General features: G+C 71.6%; 20 protein-coding genes and 1 pseudogene. 17 read left to right on the forward strand and 4 right to left on the reverse strand.

The features are described from left to right. Positions 1-79 precede the first annotated feature (79 nt). Entirely contained in the window at positions 80-1,390 is a 1,311-nt protein-coding gene (locus ACGF0D_RS14395; protein ID WP_392882315.1) for a geranylgeranyl reductase family protein, read from the forward strand. Between the two features lie 193 nt (positions 1,391-1,583). On the opposite strand, the gene ACGF0D_RS14400 is transcribed toward ACGF0D_RS14395, so the two are convergent. The 3 genes from ACGF0D_RS14400 to ACGF0D_RS14410 all read right to left on the reverse strand — a co-directional run bounded on the left by ACGF0D_RS14400 (position 1,584) and on the right by ACGF0D_RS14410 (position 3,498). Further along, the gene (locus ACGF0D_RS14400) at positions 1,584-1,952 is read right to left on the reverse strand and encodes a MazG-like family protein (RefSeq protein WP_392915956.1); all 369 of its coding nucleotides are present in this window, start codon (positions 1,950-1,952) and stop codon (positions 1,584-1,586) included. A 103-nt stretch (positions 1,953-2,055) separates the two neighbouring features. Continuing rightward, a complete protein-coding gene (locus tag ACGF0D_RS14405; RefSeq protein ID WP_392915959.1) occupies positions 2,056-2,763 on the reverse strand; it encodes a peptidylprolyl isomerase in 708 nt (235 codons plus the stop codon). 84 nt (positions 2,764-2,847) lie between these two features. Continuing rightward, positions 2,848-3,498 (reverse strand): TetR/AcrR family transcriptional regulator, encoded by a 651-nt coding sequence (locus ACGF0D_RS14410; protein WP_392915961.1) that lies wholly within the window; start codon positions 3,496-3,498, stop codon positions 2,848-2,850. Between the two features lie 94 nt (positions 3,499-3,592). Between ACGF0D_RS14410 and ACGF0D_RS14415 the strand changes: the two genes are divergently transcribed. After that, on the forward strand, positions 3,593-4,258 hold the full coding sequence (locus ACGF0D_RS14415; RefSeq protein WP_392915964.1) for a CatB-related O-acetyltransferase: 666 nt from the start codon (positions 3,593-3,595) through the stop codon (positions 4,256-4,258). 176 nt (positions 4,259-4,434) lie between these two features. Further along, positions 4,435-5,439, forward strand: coding sequence for a DMT family transporter (locus ACGF0D_RS14420; protein ID WP_392915967.1), 1,005 nt, complete (start codon positions 4,435-4,437; stop codon positions 5,437-5,439). A gap of 13 nt (positions 5,440-5,452) precedes the next feature. On the opposite strand, the gene ACGF0D_RS14425 is transcribed toward ACGF0D_RS14420, so the two are convergent. Beyond that, positions 5,453-6,028, reverse strand: coding sequence for a hypothetical protein (locus tag ACGF0D_RS14425; RefSeq protein WP_392915969.1), 576 nt, complete (start codon positions 6,026-6,028; stop codon positions 5,453-5,455). 203 nt (positions 6,029-6,231) lie between these two features. On the opposite strand from ACGF0D_RS14425, the gene ACGF0D_RS14430 reads away from it, so the two are divergent. The 14 genes and pseudogenes from ACGF0D_RS14430 to nuoL all read left to right on the forward strand — a co-directional run bounded on the left by ACGF0D_RS14430 (position 6,232) and on the right by nuoL (position 21,716). Beyond that, positions 6,232-7,311: a sensor histidine kinase gene (locus tag ACGF0D_RS14430; protein ID WP_392915972.1), complete on the forward strand. Its 1,080-nt coding sequence runs from the start codon at positions 6,232-6,234 to the stop codon at positions 7,309-7,311. A gap of 48 nt (positions 7,312-7,359) precedes the next feature. After that, on the forward strand, positions 7,360-8,058 hold the full coding sequence (locus ACGF0D_RS14435) for a response regulator (RefSeq protein WP_392915975.1): 699 nt from the start codon (positions 7,360-7,362) through the stop codon (positions 8,056-8,058). A 582-nt stretch (positions 8,059-8,640) separates the two neighbouring features. Beyond that, entirely contained in the window at positions 8,641-9,000 is a 360-nt protein-coding gene (locus ACGF0D_RS14440; protein WP_030060100.1) for an NADH-quinone oxidoreductase subunit A, read from the forward strand. A gap of 128 nt (positions 9,001-9,128) precedes the next feature. Next, positions 9,129-9,683, forward strand: coding sequence for an NADH-quinone oxidoreductase subunit B family protein (locus ACGF0D_RS14445; protein ID WP_355265622.1), 555 nt, complete (start codon positions 9,129-9,131; stop codon positions 9,681-9,683). Beyond that, positions 9,680-10,393, forward strand: a complete 714-nt coding sequence (locus ACGF0D_RS14450; RefSeq protein WP_392882293.1) for an NADH-quinone oxidoreductase subunit C — start codon at positions 9,680-9,682, stop codon at positions 10,391-10,393. The genes ACGF0D_RS14445 and ACGF0D_RS14450 overlap by 4 nt, the downstream gene beginning before the upstream one ends. Beyond that, the gene (locus ACGF0D_RS14455; protein ID WP_392882290.1) at positions 10,393-11,733 is read left to right on the forward strand and encodes an NADH-quinone oxidoreductase subunit D; all 1,341 of its coding nucleotides are present in this window, start codon (positions 10,393-10,395) and stop codon (positions 11,731-11,733) included. The genes ACGF0D_RS14450 and ACGF0D_RS14455 overlap by 1 nt, the downstream gene beginning before the upstream one ends. Beyond that, a complete protein-coding gene (gene nuoE, locus ACGF0D_RS14460; RefSeq protein ID WP_392915978.1) occupies positions 11,730-12,590 on the forward strand; it encodes an NADH-quinone oxidoreductase subunit NuoE in 861 nt (286 codons plus the stop codon). The genes ACGF0D_RS14455 and nuoE overlap by 4 nt, the downstream gene beginning before the upstream one ends. Continuing rightward, a complete protein-coding gene (gene nuoF, locus ACGF0D_RS14465; RefSeq protein WP_392915981.1) occupies positions 12,590-13,951 on the forward strand; it encodes an NADH-quinone oxidoreductase subunit NuoF in 1,362 nt (453 codons plus the stop codon). The genes nuoE and nuoF overlap by 1 nt, the downstream gene beginning before the upstream one ends. Then, a pseudogene (locus ACGF0D_RS14470) lies at positions 13,948-16,425 on the forward strand (NADH-quinone oxidoreductase subunit G); the annotation flags it as partial. The gene nuoF and the pseudogene ACGF0D_RS14470, both read left to right, overlap by 4 nt. Positions 16,426-16,574: 149 nt before the next feature. After that, positions 16,575-17,903: an NADH-quinone oxidoreductase subunit NuoH gene (gene nuoH, locus ACGF0D_RS14475; RefSeq protein ID WP_392915983.1), complete on the forward strand. Its 1,329-nt coding sequence runs from the start codon at positions 16,575-16,577 to the stop codon at positions 17,901-17,903. Positions 17,904-17,909: 6 nt separating this feature from the next. Continuing rightward, complete coding sequence (nuoI, locus tag ACGF0D_RS14480; RefSeq protein WP_392882284.1) at positions 17,910-18,518, forward strand: NADH-quinone oxidoreductase subunit NuoI; 609 nt, start codon at positions 17,910-17,912, stop codon at positions 18,516-18,518. Continuing rightward, positions 18,518-19,486, forward strand: a complete 969-nt coding sequence (locus ACGF0D_RS14485) for an NADH-quinone oxidoreductase subunit J (protein WP_392882683.1) — start codon at positions 18,518-18,520, stop codon at positions 19,484-19,486. The genes nuoI and ACGF0D_RS14485 overlap by 1 nt, the downstream gene beginning before the upstream one ends. Then, a complete protein-coding gene (gene nuoK, locus ACGF0D_RS14490) occupies positions 19,483-19,782 on the forward strand; it encodes an NADH-quinone oxidoreductase subunit NuoK (RefSeq protein WP_030060110.1) in 300 nt (99 codons plus the stop codon). Before ACGF0D_RS14485 ends, nuoK begins: the two co-directional genes overlap by 4 nt. Positions 19,783-19,796: 14 nt before the next feature. Further along, entirely contained in the window at positions 19,797-21,716 is a 1,920-nt protein-coding gene (gene nuoL, locus ACGF0D_RS14495) for an NADH-quinone oxidoreductase subunit L (RefSeq protein WP_392882282.1), read from the forward strand. The last annotated feature ends 31 nt before the right edge of the window (positions 21,717-21,747 follow it).

Raw genomic sequence — 21,747 nt, forward strand, 5'->3', positions numbered from 1 at the left:
CAGTCGGTGGCGTGAGCGGAACTAGACTGCCGGAGGCAAAGCCGCCGTCCCCCAGCCGCAGTTCCAGGAGTGTGTCCACGTGTCCGAGACCGCAGCCGATCTGACGAAGCCGGACAGCCCCGTGGAGAGCACGGCCGACGTCATCGTGGTCGGCGCGGGCCCGGCCGGCTCCACTACCGCCTACTACCTGGCCCAGGCCGGGCTGGACGTGCTGCTGCTGGAGAAGACCGCCTTCCCGCGCGAGAAGGTGTGCGGCGACGGCCTGACCCCGCGTGCCACCAAGCAGCTGGTGGACATGGGCATCGACGTCTCCACCGAGAACGGCTGGCTGCACAACAAGGGCCTGCGCATCATCGGCGGCGGCGTCCGGCTGGAGCTGGACTGGCCCGAGCTGTCCTCCTTCCCCGACTACGGCCTGGTCCGCAAGCGCGCCGACTTCGACGAGTTGCTGGCCCGTCAGGCCGAGAAGGCCGGCGCGCGGCTCTACGAGCGCTGCAACGTCAGCGGCCCGGTCCTGGACGAGCGCACCGGCCGGATCGTCGGCGTCACCGCCAAGCTCGGCGACGAGAAGCGGCCGGTCACCTTCCGGGCCCCGCTGGTGGTCGCCGCCGACGGCAACTCCACCCGGCTCTCGCTCGCCATGGGCCTGCACCGGCGCGAGGACCGCCCGATGGGCGTCGCCTACCGCACCTACTTCACCTCGCCGCGCCACGACGACGACTACCTGGAGTCCTGGCTGGAGCTGTGGGACACCCGCGACGGTGACCGCAAGCTGCTGCCCGGGTACGGCTGGGTCTTCGGCATGGGCGACGGCACCTCCAACGTCGGCCTCGGCATCCTCAACTCCTCGCCGGCGTTCGGCGAGCTGGACTGGCGCGAGGTGCTCAAGGCCTGGTGCGCAAGCATGCCGGAGGAGTGGGGCTACACCCCCGAGAACATGACCGAGCCGATCCGCGGCGCCGCGCTGCCGATGGCCTTCAACCGGCAGCCGCACTACACCCGCGGCCTGCTGCTCGTCGGCGACGCGGGCGGCATGGTCAACCCGTTCAACGGCGAGGGCATCGCCTACGCGATGGAATCCGGCCAGATCGCCGCCGGGGTCATCGTGCAGGCCCTCGCCCGGGTCACCGACGGTGGCCGCGAGCGCGCCCTCCAGGCCTACCCGCGCATCCTCAAGGACGTGTACGGCGGCTACTACACGCTGGGCCGGGCCTTCGTGAAGCTCATCGGCAACCCCAAGGTGATGCAGATCGCCACCCAGCGCGGCCTCACCCACCCGATGCTGATGCGCTTCACCCTCAAGCTGCTCGCCAACCTCACCGACCCGCAGGGCGGCGACGCGATGGACCGCGTGATCAACGGCCTCGCCAGGGTCGCGCCGAACGCCTGACCCGGGGCCCGGGGCGTTCGTCCCGGGCGTTCGGTTCGGGCGTTCGCCCGGACGTTTGCCCCGGACGTTCGGCTCGGGACCGGCATCCCGTGGACCGTGTCGCCGAAGCCCACCGCGGCAGCCTCCTCACCGCGCTCCGACCGGAGGCCTGGCTCCTGCCGCGGAGACGCTCGGCCCCGGACGGAGCGGTCGGCTACGTCTCTTCGGGCGTCTCTGCCGGGGCTGGGGCGGCGTCCGTCGTTCGGCGGGAGGCGGCGGAGCGCTGTTCGACGTAGGCGAGGCGTTCGGCGAAGACCCGGGCCGCGTCGGGGGTGAGGGTCCGGAGGGCGACGAGGGCGGAGAAGACGACGTCGCAGAGTTCGTGCTGGACGTCCTCCCAGGTGTGGGTGACGCCCTTGCGCGGGTTCTGACCGGTGGCGCCGATCACCGCCGCGCTGACCTCGCCGATCTCCTCGGAGAGCTTGAGGATCCGCAGCAGCCGTTCTTCCTGGGGCGACTGCGTGCCCTGCTCGTCCAGCCATGCGACCAGGTGGTCGACGCTCTCCCAGATCCGGCTGTCCATGCGGCGCTGCTCCTGCTCCCATGCGGTGTCGTTGGTGCTGCCACCGTACGGGAGCGGGGGCGGGCGGACATGGGCGGGCGGTAGGACGGGTGGCGGGTGCCGATCAGTGGGTGCTGATCTTCACGTTGCGGATGTTCACGGGGAGGTTGGGGAAGCCGTCGCCCGGGTTGTTCTGGTCGTCCTCGCCGCCGGCGGCGATCTTCTGGAGGACGTCCAGGCCGGCGGTGATCCGGCCGAACGGGGTGTAGGCGGGGGAGAGCTTGGTGTCCTTCCAGACGAAGAAGAACTGGCTGCCGTTGGTGTTCGGGCCGGCGTTGGCCATGGCCACGGTGCCGGCCGGGTAGGTGGCGCCGGTCAGGTTCTCGTCCGGGAACGAGTAGCCAGGACCGCCGCTGCCGGTGCCGGTCGGGTCGCCGCACTGGAGGACGTAGATCCGCTGGGTGGTGAGGCGGTGGCAGTGGCTGCGGTCGAAGTAGTCGTGCTCGGCGAGGAACCGGAACGAGAAGGTGGTGCAGGGCGCCTTGTCCGTCAGGGCCTCGAAGGTGATCTGGCCCTGGGTGGTCCGCAGTGTCGCGCGGTAGGGCTTCGCCGCCTTCTTGGCGTCGAACACCGGGATGCCCTTGAAGTTGTCCGCCGGGACGGCCGGTGTGTAGGTGCAGCCCGCGGCGGGGGCGGCGGCCACGGGGGCGTCCGCGATGGCGGTGCCGGTGCTCGCCACGAGCGGGAGGACGGTGGCGGCGGCGACCAGCGCCCAGCGCTTGCGGTTCACGTGACGGGCCTTCCGGGGGGTGGTGGACGGCGGGGTTGTCATGGGTGCATCATCCACGGCCGGGCGGGGATGCGGTAGGGGGTGGGGCGGCCGTGGCTCCCCGGGCGACAGAAACGTGAGTGCTCGTCAGTTCACCTCCGGGGCGGTCGTGGTGGGTGCGAAGAGTCCGGCGCGGGCGGCCAGGGCGGCGGCGTCGGCGGCCCGCTCGGCGGTGCGGGCGTCGAGCGGCTCGCCGGAGACGAACAGCCGGTAGTAGAGCGGTGCGGTGGCGGCCCGGACCACCTCGGCGCCATCCGTTCCGGCGGGCAGTTCGCCCCGGGCGACGGCCTGTTCGGCCACCTCGGCGGCCTGGCGGTGGCGGGCCGCGAAGAAGGCGCGCAGGGCAGCCGCGCCGACGTCCGAGCGCTGGGCCGCGGAGATCAGCGCGGTGGGCGTGGGGCCGAGCTCCGGGTCGGTGAAGACGCTGAACACCTCCTGGGTGATCCGCCGGAGGTCCTCCTGGAGGTCTCCGGCGTCGGGCAGGGGCCAGGGTTGATCGGCGGAGGCGGTCAGGGCGTCGGCAACCAGGCCGTCGACCCCGCCCCAGCGCCGGTAGAGGGTCGCCTTGTGGATGCCGGAGCGGGTGGCGACCGCCTCGACGGTGAGGCCGTCGTACCCCTTGGCCGTCACCTCGGCGAGCGTGGCGGCAACCACCTCCGCCCGGACCCGGGCGCTGCGGCCGCCGGGGCGCGGGGTGGGGGTGCGGGGCTCCGGCTCGGGGTGGGCTGCTTCAGTCAAAGTCGACTCCAGTCGCGTTAAAGCTTGTCGTGGGGTGGAGGCCATGCGATGCTTATCGTAATGCGACTTGTGTCGCATTACGAGAGGAGCCTGCGTGTCCGCCACCGCCATTCCCGACCCCACCGCCCTCCACCCGCTCGCCGGTCACGACCGGGTCGTCCTGCTGCGCCCGCTCGTCACCGACCCGCGGATCGAGGTCGGCGAGTACACCTACTTCGACGACCCCGATGGAGCCACCCGCTTCGAGGAGCGCAATGTTCTCTACGCGTACGGCCCCGAGCGGCTGGTGATCGGCAAGTACTGCGCGATCGCCACCGGCACCCGGTTCCTGATGGCCGGCGCCGCTCATCCGACCGTCGGAGTCTCCACCTTCCCCTTCACCATGTTCGGCGGCAGCTGGACGGAGCGGACCCTCGACATCGTCGCGGGCCTGCCCAGCCGGGGCGACACCGTGATCGGCAACGACGTCTGGTTCGGCCACGGGGCCACCGTCCTGCCCGGCGTCCGGATCGGCGACGGCGCGATCATCGCGGCCGGAGCGATGGTCACCTCCGACGTCGAGCCGTACACCGTCGTCGGCGGCAATCCGGCCCGCCCGATCCGCCGCCGCTTCGACGAGGCCGACACCGCGCGCCTTCTCCGTGCGGCCTGGTGGGACTGGCCGACCGAGCTGGTCACCGAACACGTCCGCGCGATCATGTCCGGCACCCCGGCCGACATCGAGGCGATCGCCGCGGCGAACGGTCTGCTCGCCGTCTGATCCACCCGCGCCCCCGCAGGGCATTGATCACCGGCGGCCCGGTGCGCGAAGATGGCGCACCCTTGCTCCGTGCTCCACCCCGTCCACCGCCGGGCCTTTCGCCCGGCTCCTGGGTCCGTCCGACGCCGTACGGTACTCGCGCCTGCCGGTTCCGTCCGTTCGGAGGGTTCTTTCGCATGCCAGCCTCCTTGTCCGACCTGCCCAAGAGGTCGTCCTCGTCGGTCCTTCGTGATCTTCCGGTCCTGCTCGTGGCCGTGGTGTGGGGGTCGAGCTTCCTCGCCGTCCAGCGGGTGGCCGAGCCGGGGACGGTCGTGGCGATGCTCGTGCTGCGGTTCGGGCTGGTGCTGCCACTGCTCGGGGCCGTCGCCTGGCGCGCCCTGCGGAGGCTGAGCCGCGCCGAGTGGTTCGGCGGCGCCGCGCTGGGGCTGGTGCTCAGCGGGATCTTCCTGTTGGAGACCTACGGAGCCGTGCACACCTCCGCGACCAACGCCGGGCTGATCATCAGCCTCGCGATGGTGCTGACCCCGCTCGGCGAGAGCGCCCTCGGCCGGACCGCGCCACCGAAGGCCTTCCTCGTGGCCGCCGGACTGGCCGTCCTCGGCGTCGCCCTGCTCACCGGCGACGGCGGGCTGCGCCCTCCCGCGCTCGGTGACCTGCTGGTGCTGGGCGCCGCCCTCGTCCGGACCGCGTACGTCCTCGCGATGGCCCGCACCCGGGCCGTCCGCGACACCGACATGCTCGCCATCACCTGGGTCCAACTCGCCGTGGCCACCGGGGTGTTCGCCGTCGTCGCGCTCCTGGCGGGGCCCGCCCCCTGGACGGTCGCGCGCTCGTACGGGGCCGACCAGTGGGCCTGGCTGCTGCATCTGTCCTTGTTCTGCACCCTGTTCGCCTTCTTCGTCCAGATGTGGGCGGTGCGGGCCACCTCGCCCTCCCGCGTCAGCCTGCTGCTCGGCACCGAGCCGCTGTGGGCCGCCGTCTTCGGCATCACCGTGGCCGGGAACCGGATGGGCCCGCTCGCCCTGCTCGGCGGGGTCCTGGTGCTGGTCGCGACCGAGTGGGGCCGACGCACCGCGCCCGCGCCCGCGCCCGCGCCCGAACCCGTGCCCGGCCCGGCCGGGGGCGAGGGCCCGAACGAGACCGATGCGACGGGGCCGAGCCCGGAGCCGACTCCGGTGTGACCGGCCGCCCTCGTCACCGGCGCCGCCGCAGTGTCCGGCGGGCGTAGTCGAGCGTGACCGCGCAGAGCAGCGGGCCCCAGGCGACCAGGGGCAGGTAGGCGAGCGTCATTACGGCGGCGGCGAAGCCCTGCGGCGAGTCGGGGTCGGCCAGGTTGTGGGCCCAGCCGCCGAACAGCCCCTCCATGCCGAGGAACGTGAGCACCACCGAGCCCAGCAGCGCCGGGACGATCGCGGCGAGCGGCCGGACCCGGCGGCCGCCTATCAGCGGGAGCCACCGGGGCGCCACCAGCCCCCAGGGCCGGACCAGGCCCAGCGTCAGGAAGGCCAGCGACTCGGCCAGGGCGCTCAGGGCCACGCAGTAGACCGTGCCCCAGCCCGGCTGGTGTTCGGCGTAGGCCGCGGCCGTCGCGCCGGTGAAGCCGAGCGGGGCGCCGAACCCGAAGGCGATCCGCCACAGCCCCGAGGGGACGGTGGTGAGGACGGCGGCCTTGGCGGCGAGCCGGGCCCAGCGCGGCGCGGGCGGGACGTCCGGGGCGGTGGCGCCGGCCCGGTGGGTGGTGGCGCGGGCATTGATCACGAGCTTCGACACGGTGGTGGCCTCCTCTCGGCTCCGGCCTCCGTGGCCGGTGCGATGACTCAAGACTGGAGGCCCGGCGGGGGTTCGCGGCAGATGCCGATCGGGCTGTTCCTCCTGCTCAACCAGCCTTTGAAATATGCCGATCGGCACAGGCGCGCCGCCTGGGTGGCGTCGTAGTGTGACGGCAGTCGAAGAGTCGGGGAGAGGTGGTGACGATGACTCAGATCCTGTCCGGGATCGTCCTGGTCCTGGTGCCGCCGGCCTGGGCGGCGCGGCGGCGGTACGGGCCGGTGGCCGTGACGCTGGCGCTCGGGGCGGCGTCGGTCGTGGTCACGGTCGCCGTCTGGCTCCTTGGCCGCTGGGCGGAGGGGCAGCGCTGGGCCGGGCTGGCGGGCCTGGCCGAGCTGGCCGTCCTGCTGCTGGCCGTGGTCGTCAGCCTGCGCGCCGAGGACGGCCCGCGGTGTGCGGCGGCGGCCTGGACGGCATGCGGAGCGGTCGCCCTCTGGCCGTCCCGGTTCGCGTTCGTCGAGGGGCCCGCGGACACGCTCACGCTCTTCGGGTTCGGGTCGATGCTCTCCCTGCCGGCCGTGCTGGTCGGGCTCTACCTGCGGGGCCTGGACGAGGGGCGCAGGAAGGCGGTGGCCGAGGCCAGGCGGGCACAGCGACTCGAACTGGCCCACGACCTGCACGACTTCGTGGCGCACGACGTCAGCGGCATGGTCGCCCAGGCCCAGGCGGGGGCCTATCTGGCGGGGATCGATCCGGCCCGGGCGGCCGAGATGTTCCAGCGAATAGAGCAGGCCGGGCAGCGGGCGCTGGCCTCGCTGGACCGGACCGTGCAACTGCTGCGCAGCGAGGAGGGCGGCGGCCGCGGCCCGCAGCCCGGGCTCGCCGAACTCCTCGGGGTGGCCGAGCGGTTCACCGCGACCGGCGGCGCCGAAGTCCGGTTGGAGCTGCCGGAGGAGTCGGTTCCACGCGAGGTGGAGGGCACCGTCCACCGGATCGTGGTCGAGTCCCTGACCAATGTCCGGCGGCATGCTCCGGCCGCGCGCGTGGTCGAGATCCGGGCCCGCCGCTGCGGCGGCCGGCTGGAGCTGACGGTGACCAACGACGGTCGGGCACCGGGCCCGGCGGGGCGGTCTCGCCGGGGCGGCGGCAGCGGACTGCCGGGGCTGGCGGCCCGGGTGGAGGCCCTCGGCGGTTCGCTGGAGGCCGGCCCGTACGAGCGGGAGGCCTGGCGGGTGAGGGCGGTGCTGCCGTTGGAGGAGGCAGGCGCGGGGCCGGCGGGATCGTAGCGGCCGCCGGCGGATCGCCGGCGGGATCGGTGACGGGGAGGTACGGGGATGGGTAGTGGCAAAGGGCCGATTCGGGTCCTGATCGCGGACGACCAGGCGGACATTCGCAGTGCGTTCCGGATGATCCTGGACGTCCAGCCGGACATGGTGGTGGTGGCGGAGGCGGCGGACGGTGCCGCAGCCGTGCAGGAGGCAAGGCGGCTGCGGCCGGATGTGGTGCTCGCGGACATCCGGATGCCGAAGCTCGACGGGCTGGAGGTCACACGCCAGTTGGCCGACCAGTGCAAGGTGATCGTGGTGACCACCTTCGACCTGGACGAGTACGTGCACACGGCACTGCGGCACGGAGCGGCGGGGTTCCTGCTGAAGCGCTCGGGGCCGGTGCTGCTGATCGAGGCGGTTCGGGCGGCGATGGCCGGGGACGCGTTGATCAGCCCGCAGATCACCGTACGGCTCCTGCGCCACATGGCCATCCCCGGCATGGAGCCGAAGCCCGGGCCGGGCGTCACGTCGGCTGCCGCTGCGGTGCAACCGACAGCCGGGCCGACGGAGGAACTGACCGCGAGAGAAAGGGAGATCGCCGAGCTGGTGGCAGACGGCGCGACCAACGCCGAGATCGGCGCCGGGCTGTTCATCTCACCTGGAACGGTGAAGAACCACCTCGCCAACGTCCAGCGCAAGATCGGAGCCCGTAACCGGGTGGGCATCGCGGCCTGGATCTGGGAGCAGACGGCCGGCCACCAGTAACCGACCGACCCCTGGCCCGGAGCGCGGCCCCGGGCACCCGGCCCCGGCCCGGAGCGTGGCCCCGGGCAACCGACCCCTGGCCCGGAGCGCGGCCCCGGGCACCCGGCGCCTGGCCCACTGCGACCAGCACCGGTGCACCGCCGAAGACCGCCTCGAGCGCTTGTGAACGAAGGGTCAAGCGAGCGTTCGGCCCCCCGCCACCCCTGCGAGTGAGCCGCTATAACACGTCAACATGACGCCCGGAAATTTGCTCCAAGCGACGCATAGTTGATATAGGAACACGCCCCTGACCAGCCGCTTCACGAGCAAATGCGACAGCTTGTGATCATTCGACTGCTTTGCGTCGACAAATTTGGGCATGTTCGCATTCGACCCCATTCGCATGGTGTCGTAGATCACAAAGAAGACGGTGAACTGCGTGTCGCAGATCACAAGCCGACGGGCATAGGATGCGCTCGTTCCAGGCTTTGTGAACTGCCTCACATGAGGTGGATCTCGGGAACCGGAACGCGGGTTCACCTCAGCGTGACCCGCCGGTTCCGATCTGCAGTCAAGGACGACTGGACGGAGGGAGCGGGGGCTATGAATGCCTACGCGCCGATCCTCGTACTCGGTGCCATCGCGGCGGCGTTCGCGGTCGGCTCCGTCGTGATGGCCTCACTCACCGGCCCCAAGCGCTACAACCGGGCCAAGTTGGAGGCGTACGAGTGCGGCATCGAGCCGACCCCGCAGCCCGTGGGCGGCGGTCGGTTCCCGATCAAGTACTACCTGACGGCGATGCTCTTCATCGTCTTCGATATCGAGATCGTCTTCCTCTACCCCTGGGCGGTGACCTTCGACGCCCTGGGGATCTTCGGGCTGGTCGAGATGCTCCTGTTCATCGCCACCGTCTTCGTCGCGTACGCCTACGTGTGGCGGCGCGGCGGCCTGGAGTGGGACTGAGCGCGGGGCGGTCCGAGCGCGGGGTGGCAACTCCACCCGTCCGCCGGCTGCGCGCCCGCTTGTGAACGAGCGGACAAGCCAGAACCGGCCCACGTATCAGAGGACTTGAGGGCATTGAGAGGGATCTGATGGGAATCGAGGAGAAGCTGCCGAGCGGCTTTCTGCTCACGACCGTGGAGACGGCCGCCGGCTGGGTGCGCAAGGCGTCACTCTTCCCGGCCACCTTCGGTCTGGCCTGCTGCGCGATCGAGATGATGACCACCGGGGCGGGCCGCTACGACCTGGCCCGGTTCGGCATGGAGGTCTTCCGGGGCTCCCCCCGGCAGGCCGACCTGATGATCGTGGCGGGCCGGGTGAGCCAGAAGATGGCCCCGGTGCTGCGCCAGGTGTACGACCAGATGCCCAATCCCAAGTGGGTCATCTCGATGGGCGTCTGCGCCTCGTCCGGTGGGATGTTCAACAACTACGCGATCGTCCAGGGCGTCGACCACATCGTCCCGGTGGACATCTACCTGCCCGGCTGTCCGCCCCGTCCGGAGATGCTGATGGACGCGATCCTGAAGCTGCACGACAAGATCCAGCACGAGCCGCTGGGCGTGAACAAGCGCCGGGCCGAGGAGCTCGGTGAGGCGCTCGCCCTGAAGGCCACCCCGATCAGCGAGATGCGGGGGCAGCTGCGATGAACGACCAGGTACCCGAGACCCGCCGCGAGCAGCCGGTCCGCGAGATCCCGGTCGAGGTGGTCGGCCGCCGCCAGGGCATGTTCGGCGCCAAGGACAGCGGCGACACCTCCGGCTTCGGCGGCCTGGCCGCCCCGATCGTGCTGCCCGGTCCGAGCGAACGCCCGTACGGCGGCTGGTTCGACGAGGTGGCCGACGAGCTGGAGGGCGCCCTGGAGGAGCAGGGCCTGGACCCGGTCGAGGTGATCGGGAAGACCGTGGTCGACCGCGGCGAGATCACCTTCCACGTCGACCGCGACCACCTGTTGAGGACGGTCCGGATCCTGCGCGACGACCCGGCGCTGCGCTTCGAACTGTGCCTGGGAGTGAGCGGCGTTCACTACCCCGGCGACAAGGGGCGCGAGCTGCACGCGGTCTACCACCTGCGCTCGATCACCCACGGCCGGCTGATCCGGTTGGAGGTCACCGCGCCGGACGCCGACCCGCGCATCCCCTCCGTGGTGAGTGTCTACCCGACCAACGACTGGCACGAGCGCGAGGCCTACGACTTCTTCGGCCTGGTCTTCGAGGGCCACCCGGCGCTCACCCGGATCATGATGCCGGACGACTGGCTGGGCCACCCGCAGCGCAAGGACTACCCGCTCGGCGGCATCCCCGTCGAGTACAAGGGCGCCCAGATCCCGGCTCCCGACCAGCGGAGGTCGTACAGCTGATGAACACCCAGCACTTTGGAGAGACCGAGGAAGCGGACGCCCGCGAGACCACCGAGGGCCGGGTCTTCACCGTCACCGGCGGCGACTGGGGCGAGGTGGTCGAGGCGGTCGGCCGGGCCGACGACGAGCGCATCATCGTCAACATGGGCCCCCAGCACCCGTCCACCCACGGCGTGCTGCGGCTGATCCTGGAGATCGACGGCGAGACGGTGAAGGAGGCCCGCTGCGGCATCGGCTACCTCCACACCGGCATCGAGAAGAACATGGAGTTCCGCAGCTGGGTCCAGGGCACCACCTTCGTGACCCGTATGGACTACCTGACCCCGCTGTTCAACGAGACCGCCTACTGCCTGGCGGTCGAGAAGCTGCTCGGCATCACCGGCGACGTCCCGGACCGCGCCAGCGTCATCCGGGTGATGATGATGGAGCTCAACCGGATCGCCTCGCACCTGGTCTGCCTGGCCACCGGCGGCATGGAGATCGGCTCCACCACGCTGATGATCTACGGCTTCCGGGACCGCGAGCTGATCCTGGACGTCTTCGAGCTGGTCACCGGCCTGCGCATGAACCACGCGTACGTGCGCCCCGGCGGCCTCGCCCAGGACCTGCCGCCCGGCGCCGTCGACCAGATCCGCGAGGCGGTCAAGGTCTTCCGCTCCCGGATGCACGAGTACGACAAGCTCGCCACCGGCAACCCGGTGTTCAAGGCCCGCCTGGTCGACGTCGGCTTCCTGGACCTGCCGGGCTGCCTGGCCCTCGGCGCCACCGGCCCGATCCTGCGCGCCACCGGCCTGCCGCACGACCTGCGCAAGACCGACCCGTACTGCGGTTACGAGGACTACGACTTCGAGGTCGCGATCGCCGACAGCGCCGACTCCTACGGTCGCTTCCTGATCCGCCTGGAGGAGATGAAGCAGTCGCTGCGGATCGTCGAGCAGTGCCTGGACCGGCTGCGGCCGGGCCCGGTCATGGTGGCCGACAAGAAGATCGCCTGGCCGGCCCAACTGGCCGTCGGCCCGGACGGGATGGGCAACTCCCTCGACCACATCCGCAAGATCATGGGCACCTCGATGGAGGCCCTGATCCACCACTTCAAGCTGGTCACCGAGGGCTTCCGGGTCCCGGTCGGCCAGGCGTACGCGGCGGTCGAGTCGCCCAAGGGCGAGCTGGGCGTGCACGTGGTCAGCGACGGCGGGACGCGCCCGTACCGGGTCCACTTCCGGGATCCGTCGTTCACCAATCTGCAGACGATGGCGGCGATGTGCGAGGGCGGCCAGGTGGCCGACGTGATCGTCGCGGTGGCCGGGATCGACCCGGTGATGGGAGGCGTGGACCGGTGACCAACGTCGAACTGGGACTGCCGGCGCTGCCGGCCGCACCGTACCCCGAGGAGGTGCACGCCCGGCTGGCCGCCGACGCCGCCGAGCTGATCGCCCGCTACCCGCAGCCCCGTTCGGCGCTGCTGCCGCTGCTGCACCTGGTGCAGGCCGAGGAGGGCTTCGTCAGCCCGACCGGGATCCGCTTCTGCGCCGAGCAGCTGGACCTCACCACCGCCGAGGTCACCGCGGTCGCGACCTTCTACACCATGTACCGGCGCCGCCCGGCCGGGAAGTACCACGTGGGGGTCTGCACCAACACCCTGTGCGCGGTGCTCGGCGGCGACCAGATCTTCGCCGAGCTCCAGGAGCACCTGGGCATCCGCAACAACGAGACCACCGAGGACGGCGAGCTCTCGATCGAGCACATCGAGTGCAACGCGGCCTGCGACTACGCGCCCGTGGTGATGGTCAACTGGGAGTTCTTCGACAACCAGACGCCGGAGAGCGCCCGGCAGCTGGTCGACGACCTGCGCGCCGGCCGCGAGGTCAGGCCCACCCGCGGCGCCAGGCTGTGCGGCTTCAAGGAGACCGCCCGGATCCTGGCCGGCTTCCCCGACGAGCGCCCGGGCGCCAACGACGAGTCCGGCGCCGGCGGCGCGCCCTCCCTGGCCGGCCTGCGGCTGGCCCGCGGCGAGGCCCTGCCCGGCACCCCCGGCACCAAGGTGGTCTCCCCCCGCCCCGAGTCCCCCCGCCGGGCAGCCAACGGCCGGCCCGCCAACGGTCAACCGGGCAACGGCCAGCCCGCCGACGGTCAGCCCGCCAACGGCCAACCGGGCAGCGGCCAGCCGACCAACGGCCAGGAAGGGAGCGAGGCGTGATGACCTCCGCCGAGCCGGCCGAGAAGCTGCTCACCCCGGTCCTGTCCGACTCCTGGGACGACAGCCGCCCCTGGACGCTCGACACCTACCGCCGCCACCACGGCTACGAGGGCCTCAAGGCGGCCCTCGCCATGCCGCCGGACGACGTGATCGCCCTGGTCAAGGACGCCGGCCTGCGCGGCCGCGGCGGCGCCGGCTTCCCCACCGGCATGAAGTGGCAGTTCATCCCGCAGAACGACGGCAAGCCGCACTACCTGGTGGTCAACGCCGACGAGTCCGAGCCGGGCACCTGCAAGGACATCCCGCTGCTGTTCGCCAACCCGCACGCGCTGATCGAGGGCATGATCATCGCCTCCTACGCGATCCGCTGCGACCACGCCTTCATCTACCTGCGCGGCGAGGTCGTCCCGGTGCTGCGCCGGCTGCACGCGGCCGTCGCCGAGGCGTACGGGGCGGGGCTGCTGGGCCGGAACATCCTCGGCTCCGGCACCGACCTCGACATCACCGTGCACGCCGGCGCCGGCGCCTACATCTGCGGTGAGGAGACGGCGCTGCTGGACTCCCTGGAGGGCCGCCGCGGCCAGCCCAGGCTGCGGCCCCCGTTCCCGGCGATCGCCGGCCTGTACGCCTGCCCGACGGTGGTCAACAACGTCGAGTCGATCGCCTCGGTGCCGCCGATCCTGTCCCGCGGCAAGGAGTGGTTCAAGGCGCTGGGCACCGAGAAGTCCCCCGGCTTCACGCTCTACTCGCTCTCCGGCCACGTCACCAACCCCGGCCAGTACGAGGCCCCGCTCGGCATCACGCTGCGCCAGCTGCTCGACCTCAGCGGCGGCATCCGCGCCGGGCACCGGCTGAAGTTCTGGACCCCGGGCGGCTCCTCCACCCCGATGTTCACCGACGAGCACCTCGACGTCCCGCTGGACTACGAGGGCGTCGGCGCGGCCGGCTCGATGCTCGGCACCAAGGCGCTCCAGGTCTTCGACGAGACCACCTGCGTGGTGCGGGCGGTCACCCGCTGGACGGAGTTCTACGCCCACGAGTCCTGCGGCAAGTGCACCCCCTGCCGCGAGGGCACCTACTGGCTGGTCCAGCTGCTCAAGCGGATCGAGGCGGGCGAGGGCGTCGACGGGGACCTGGAGAAGCTCCTCGACATCGCCGACAACATCAACGGCAAGTCCTTCTGCGCGCTGGGCGACGGCGCGGCCAGCCCGATCGTCTCCTCGCTCCAGCACTTCCGGGCCGAGTACGAGCAGCACCTGGCCGAGCGCCGCTGCCCGTTCGACCCGGCCGCCTCCACCGTCTGGGCCGACGGCCCCCGCCCCGGCCACCAGTCCGCCACCGAAAGGGAGGTGCACGCGTGACGATCACAGAGCCAACCGCCTCCGAGACCGCGGTCGAACTGGTCACGCTCACCATCGACGGCGTCGAAGTGCGGGTCCCCAAGGGAATGTTGGTGATCCGGGCCGCCGAGACCATCGGCACCCAGATCCCGCGCTTCTGCGACCACCCGCTGCTCGACCCGGCCGGTGCCTGCCGCCAGTGCATCGTCGAGATCGAGGGCCAGCGCAAGCCGGTCGCCTCCTGCACCATCCCGGTGGCCGAGGGCATGGTGGTGCGCACCCAGCTCAGCTCGCCGGTGGCCGAGAAGGCCCAGCGCGGCGTGATGGAGCTGCTGCTGATCAACCACCCCCTGGACTGCCCGGTCTGCGACAAGGGCGGCGAGTGCCCGCTGCAGAACCAGGCGATGACCAGCGGCGCCGCCGACTCCCGCTTCGAGGGGATGAAGCGCACCTACGAGAAGCCGGTGCCGATCAGCAGCCAGGTGCTGCTGGACCGCGAGCGCTGCGTGCTGTGCGCGCGCTGCACCCGCTTCTCGCAGCAGATCGCCGGGGACCCGTTCATCGACCTGGTGGAGCGCGGGGCGCTGCAGCAGGTCGGCACCGGCGAGGGCGACGACTTCGAGTCGTACTTCTCCGGGAACACCATCCAGATCTGCCCGGTGGGCGCGCTGACCTCGGCGGCGTACCGGTTCCGCTCGCGCCCCTTCGACCTGGTCTCCTCACCGAGCGTGTGCGAGCACTGCGCCTCGGGCTGCGCGCAGCGCACCGACCACCGGCGCGGCAAGGTGCTGCGCCGGCTGGCGGGCGAGGACCCGGCGGTGAACGAGGAGTGGAACTGCGACAAGGGCCGCTTCGCCTTCCGCTACGCCCAGCAGCGCGACCGGCTGACCACCCCGCTGGTGCGGGTGGACGGCGAACTGGTGCCGGCCTCCTGGCCGGAGGCGCTGGCCCGGGCGGCCGAGGGGCTGCGCGGGGTCCGGGCCGGGGTGCTGGCCGGCGGCCGGGTGACGGTCGAGGACGCCTACGCGTACGGGAAGTTCGCGCGGGTGGCCCTGGGCACCAACGACGTGGACTTCCGGGCCCGCCCGCACAGCGGTGAGGAGGCGGAGTTCCTGGCCGCCGCGGTGGCCGGGCGGGGCGTCGACCTGGACGGCACCGGGCCGGCCTACGAGGACCTCGACCGGGCGCCGGCGGTGCTGCTGGCGGGTTTCGAGCCGGAGGAGGAGTCGCCGATCGTCTTCCTGCGGCTGCGCAAGGCGACCCGGGCGACGGGCCTGAAGGTGTTCTCGGTGGCCGCGTTCGGCTCCCGGGGTCTGGCCAAGCTGCGCGGCGCGCTGCTGCCGGCGGCCCCCGGCACCGAGCCGGAGTGGTTCGCGGCGCTGGCGGCGGACGAGCCGCTGAACGACGAGGCGGGCCGGGCGGCCGAACTGCTGCGCACCCCGGGTGCGGTGATCCTGGCGGGCGAGCGGCTGGCCGCCGTCCCGGGAGCGCTGACCGCGGTGCTGAGGCTGGCGCACGCGACCGGCGCGAAGCTCGCCTGGGTGCCGCGCCGGGCCGGTGAGCGCGGGGCCGTCGAGGCGGGTGCGCTGCCGGGCCTGCTGCCCGGCGGCCGTCCGGTGGCGGACGCGGCGGCCCGGGCGGAGGCGGCCGCGGTGTGGGGCGGGGCCGAGCCGCCGTCCCGGCCGGGCCGGGATACCGACGGGATCCTGGCGGCGGCCGTGGCCGGCGAGTTGGAGGCGTTGGTGGTCGGCGGGGTGGACCCGGACGACCTGCCGGATCCGGCGCTGGCCGACGAGGCGTTGGCGGCGGTGCCGTTCCTGGTGTCGCTGGAGCTGCGGCCCTCGGCGGTGACGGCGCGCGCCGACGTGGTGCTGCCGGTGGCGGCGGTGGCGGAGAAGGCCGGCACCTTCCTGGACTGGGAGGGCCGGGTGCGGATGTTCGAGTCCGCGCTCAAGCCGGACCAGCAGATGGGCCGGCACCTCCAGTCGGATCTGCGGGTGCTGAGCATGCTGGCCGACGCCCTGGGCCACCGGCTGGGCCTGCCGGACGTCCGGGCGGCCCGGCTGGAGCTGGACCGTTTCACCCCCTGGGAGGGCGGTCGCGCGGCCGACCCGGCGGCGCACCCGGGCGTGCTGCCCCGGCCGGCCGCCGGCCAGGCGGTGCTGGCGGGTTGGCGACTGCTGCTGGACAACGGCGTGCTGCAGCAGGGGGACCCGCACCTGGCGGGCACCCGGCACCGGGCGGTGGTCCGGATCTCGGCGGAGACGGCCAAGGAGGTCGGCGCCGAGGCGGCCGCCGCGCTGCGGCTGACCGGCCCGGCCGGATCGCTGTCCCTGCCGCTGGAGGTCACCGACTCGATCCCGGACCGCACGGTCTGGATCCCGCTCGACTCCACCCCGGGCGGCGCCCACCGCGCGCTCGGCACCACCGTCGGCCACCTGGTCACGATCACCGCGGCCGAACTCGACTCCGAACCCGAACCCGAACCGGAGACCGAACCCGCGGCCGAGACCGAGACCGAACCCGCGCCGACGACACAGGCCCGGGCGACACAGGCCAGGGCAGCACAGGCCAGGGCGACACAGGCCAGGGCGGCGAAGGCCCAGGAGACCGCGGACCACACCGCCGGCGAAGGGGAGGACCGATGACTTCGCAGCCGTACGAGACGCTCCACTTCTTCGGGCAGGACCCGTGGTGGCTGGTGCTGCTGAAGGCCGTGTTCTGCTTCGCCTTCCTGGTCCTGACGGTGCTGATCGCGATCGTCTGGGAGCGCAAGGTGGTGGCCTGGATGCAGCTGCGCATCGGGCCCAACCGGCACGGCCCGTGGGGCCTGCTGCAGTCGCTGGCGGACGGCGTGAAGCTGGCGCTGAAGGAAGACCTGGTGGTCAAGGGCTCGGACAAGGTGGTCTACATCCTGGCCCCGATCGTCTGCGCCATCCCCGCGTTCATGGCCTTCGCGGTGATCCCGTTCGGCCCGGCCGGCAACGAGGTGTCGATCTTCGGCACCCGCACGCCGCTCCAGCTGACGGACTTCCCGGTGGCGCTGCTGTACATCCTGGCGACGGCCTCGGTGGGCATCTACGGGATCGTGCTGGCCGGCTGGTCCTCGGGTTCGACGTACCCGCTGCTGGGCGGGCTGCGCTCGTCCGCGCAGATGATCAGCTACGAGATCGCGATGGGCCTGTCCTTCGCGGCGGTCTTCATCTACTCCGGCTCGATGTCGACCTCGGAGATCGTGGCGCACCAGCAACCGACCTGGTTCGCGGCGCTGCTGCCGGTCTCGTTCATCGTCTACGTCATCGCGATGGTCGGCGAGACCAACCGGGCGCCGTTCGACCTTCCGGAGGCCGAGGGCGAGCTGGTCGGCGGCTTCAACACCGAGTACTCCTCGCTGAAGTTCGCGATGTTCATGTTGGCCGAGTACGTGAACATGGTGACGGTCTCGGCGGTGGCCTCGACCCTCTTCCTGGGCGGCTGGCGGGCCCCGTGGCCGGTGTCGACCTTCTGGGAGGGCGCCAACCACGGCTGGTGGCCGATGCTGTGGATCACGCTGAAGATCCAGCTGCTGCTGTTCTTCTTCATCTGGCTGCGCGGCACGCTGCCCCGGTTCCGCTACGACCAGTTCATGAAGCTGGGCTGGAAGGTGCTGATCCCGGTCTCGCTGGTGTGGCTGGTGCTGATCGCGAGCGTGCGGGCGCTGCGCAACGAGGGCTACGGCTTCGGCCAGGTGGTGCTGTACGTGGGCGCCCCGGTCGGGGTGCTGCTGCTGCTGGCGCTGCTGCGGGACTTCGTGAGGAAGCAGCCGGAGGTCGAGGAGGTGCCTCCCAAGGGCGAGTTCGATCCGATGGCGGGCGGCTACCCGGTCCCGCCGATGCCCGGTCAGGTGCTCCCGCCGGTGCCGCGCCGGCGCAGTCGTGCCCCGAAGCAACTCCAGGACGCCCTCAACGGGGCCGACCATTCCGAAGGGAGCTGAACCGAGATGTCCGACCAGTCCGATCGTGCGGGTCGCCCCGAGCGGGCCGACCGTCCGTCGATCCTCGGCCCGGCCGCAGGCTTCGGCGTGACCTTCAAGGCCATGTTCAAGAAGCGGCTCACCGAGCAGTACCCGGAGCAGAAGAAGCCCACCGCTCCGCGCTTCCACGGCCGCCACCAGCTGAACCGGCACCCGGACGGCCTGGAGAAGTGCGTCGGCTGCGAGCTGTGCGCGTGGGCCTGCCCGGCCGACGCGATCTACGTGGAGGGCGCGGACAACCGGGACGAGGAGCGCTACTCCCCGGGCGAGCGCTACGGCGCGGTGTACCAGATCAACTACGCCCGCTGCATCCTGTGCGGGCTGTGCATCGAGGCCTGCCCGACCAGGGCGCTGACCATGACCAACGAGTACGAGCTGGCCGACTCCTCCCGGCGGGACCTCATCTTCACCAAGGAGCAGCTGCTGGTGGGCCTGTCCGAGGGCATGGTCGACACCCCGCACGCGATCTTCCCGGGCACCGACGAGGGCGCGTACTACCGGGGTGAGGTCACCGCGGCGGCGCCGGGGACGGTCCAGCAGGAGCGCACCGACCGGGAGAAGGAGGTGCGGCAGTGATCGCGCGGCTGGCGGAGGCGACCGGGACGACCTCGACGGGTGAGGCCTTCCAGTTCTGGGTGCTCGCGGTGATCGCGGTCGGCGGTGCGCTCGGCATGGTGCTGATGCGCAAGGCCGTGCACAGCGCGCTCTGCCTGGCGGCCACCATGCTGGCGCTGGCGGTCTGTTACATGGCCCAGGGCGCGGTGTTCCTGGGCGTGGTGCAGATCGTGGTCTACACCGGCGCGATCATGATGCTGTTCCTGTTCGTGGTGATGCTGGTCGGCGTCACCAGCGAGGACTCCCTGAAGGAGCAGCTGAAGGGCCAGCGGTTCGCCGCGGCCCTGTGCGGCCTGGGCTTCGGCGTGCTGCTGATCGCCGGGATCGCCAACGCGAAGCTGAACCACTTCACCGGGCTGTCCGAGGCGAACGCCGAGGGCAACGTGCCGGGTCTGGCCCGGCTGATCTTCACCCGGTACGTGTGGGCCTTCGAGGTCACCGGTGCGCTGCTGATCACCGCGGCGATCGGCGCGATGGTGCTGACCCACCGGGAGCACGTGAAGGCGCCGAAGACGCAGCGCGAGCTGGCGGCGCAGCGGATCAGGGACAACATCCAGGTGCCGCCGATGCCGGCGCCGGGCGTGTACGCGCGGCACAACGCGGTGGACGTCCCGGCGCTGCTGCCGGACGGCACGGTCGCCGAGGACTCGGTGATGGCGACGCTGCGCGAGCGCGGCCAGGTCCGGGACGTCAGTCAGGCGATGCTGCAGCGGATGGCGGAGCTGGAGAACAGCACGGCGGACTGGCTGGGCCGTCCGTCCTCGGAGCGGCCGGCGGTGGCGTCCCCGCGCAAGTCGCTGGAGCCGGTGCCCGCGAACGGAGGGACCGCGAACGGCGGTCCGGCGAACGGCGAGCGGGCCGCGGCGAACGGCGAGCCGGTGGCGGCGAACAACGTGAAGCACCCGGCCGGCGAGGAGGGCACGGAGTGAACCCGGTCAACTACCTCTACCTGGCGGCCCTGTTGTTCACCATCGGCGCGGCCGGGGTGCTGATCCGGCGCAACGCGATCGTGCTGTTCATGTGCGTGGAGCTGATGCTGAACGCCTCGAACCTCGCCCTGGTGACGTTCTCCCGGCTGCACGGGACCTTGGACGGTCAGATCATCGCGTTCTTCACGATGGTGGTCGCGGCGGCCGAGGTCGTGGTGGGCCTCGCCATCATCGTCTCCATTTTCCGGACCAGGCACTCCGCTTCGGTCGACGACAGCAACCTGATGAAGCTGTAGGCGGAGGGCCTTCGGTGAACTCTCTCATTCCGCTGCTGGTGGCGGCTCCACTGGCCGGCGCCGCCCTGCTGCTGCTCGGCGGCCGGGCGCTGGACCGGTACGGCCACTGGCTGGCCACCGCGCTCGCGGCGCTCTCGTTCGGCTTCGGCCTGGCCCTGTTCTCGGACATGCTCGGCCGTGACGCCGAGCACCGGGCGGTCGGCGTGCACCTGTTCAGCTGGATCCCGGTGAACGGCTTCCAGGCCGACGCCTCCTTCCTGCTCGACCAGCTGTCGATGACCTTCGTCCTGCTGATCACCGGCGTCGGCACGCTGATCCACCTCTACTCGGTCGGCTACATGGCGCACGACGAGCGCCGGCGCCGCTTCTTCGCCTACCTGAACCTGTTCCTGGCCGCCATGCTGCTGCTGGTGGTCGCGGACAACTACCTGCTGCTGTACTTCGGTTGGGAGGGCGTGGGCCTGGCCTCGTACCTCCTGATCGGCTTCTGGCAGCACAAGCCGAGTGCGGCGACGGCGGCGAAGAAGGCCTTCATCGTCAACCGGGTCGGTGACGTCGGCCTGTCCGTCGCGATCATGCTGATGTTCGCCGAGTTCGGCTCCTTCGCCTTCGGTCCGGTCTTCGGCGGTGCGCACGAGGCGAGCGAGGGCAAGCTGACGGCGATCGGCCTGATGCTGCTGCTGGCGGCCTGCGGCAAGTCGGCGCAGGTGCCGCTGCAGTCCTGGCTGGGGGACGCGATGGAGGGCCCGACCCCGGTGTCGGCGCTGATCCACGCGGCCACCATGGTGACCGCCGGCGTCTACCTGATCACCCGCTCGTCGGCGATCTTCGACCTGGCGCCGGACGCGCAGACCGCTGTGGTGGTGGTCGGCGCGGTGACGCTGCTGTTCGGTGCGATCGTCGGTTGCGCCAAGGACGACATCAAGAAGGCGCTGGCCGGCTCGACCATGTCGCAGATCGGCTACATGGTGCTGGCGGCCGGGCTCGGCCCGATCGGCTACGCCTTCGCGATCATGCACCTGGTGACCCACGGCTTCTTCAAGGCCGGGCTGTTCCTCGGCGCCGGGTCGGTCATGCACGGCATGAACGACGAGGTGAACATGCGCCACTACGGCGGCCTGCGCAAGTACATGCCGGTCACCTTCGTCACCTTCGGCCTCGGCTACCTGGCGATCATCGGCTTCCCGGGCCTGTCCGGCTTCTTCTCCAAGGACAAGATCATCGAGGCGGCCTTCGCCAAGGGCGGTACCGAGGGCTGGATCCTCGGGCTGTGCGCGCTGGTCGGCGCGGCCGTCACCGCGTTCTACATGACCAGGGTGATGGTGCTGACCTTCTTCGGGGAGAAGCGCTGGCAGCCCACTGGCGACACCAGCGGCTCCGCCGCGGGCGAGGGCAAGGCCCCGCACCCGCACGAGTCACCCCGGACGATGACCGTCCCGATGGTCCTGCTGGCCTTCGGCTCGGTCTTCGCGGGCGGGCTGTTCGCCTTCCACGACTCCTTCCTGAGGTGGCTGGAGCCGGTCACCGGGTACGAGGAGGGCAACTCCCCGCTCGCCCCGCTGACCGTCACCCTGCTGACCACGGCCTGCATGCTGGCCGGCGTCGGCCTCGCGTACCTGATGTACGGGCGCTCGCCGGTCCCGGTGGTGCCGCCGGTCGGCTCCCCGCTCACCCGGGCCGCCCGCCGCGATCTGCTGCAGGACGACTTCAACCACGCGGTGCTGGTGCGGCCGGGCTCGGCGCTCGCCGCGGCGCTGGTGTTCTTCGACAGCCGCGGCCTGGACGGCGTGGTCAACGGCCTGGCCGCCGCGATCGGCGGGCTCTCCGGCCGACTGCGGCGGATCCAGAACGGCTTCGTCCGCTCGTACGCGCTCTCCATGTTCGGCGGCACGCTGGTGCTGGTCGCCACGACTCTCCTGATGAGGTCCACGTGATGACTCGTCCTGATATCCGTTGGGGGGAGCG

Source organism: Kitasatospora sp. NPDC048298 (assembly GCF_043201465.1).
In the GTDB taxonomy this organism is placed as follows: Bacteria; Actinomycetota; Actinomycetes; order Streptomycetales; family Streptomycetaceae; genus Kitasatospora.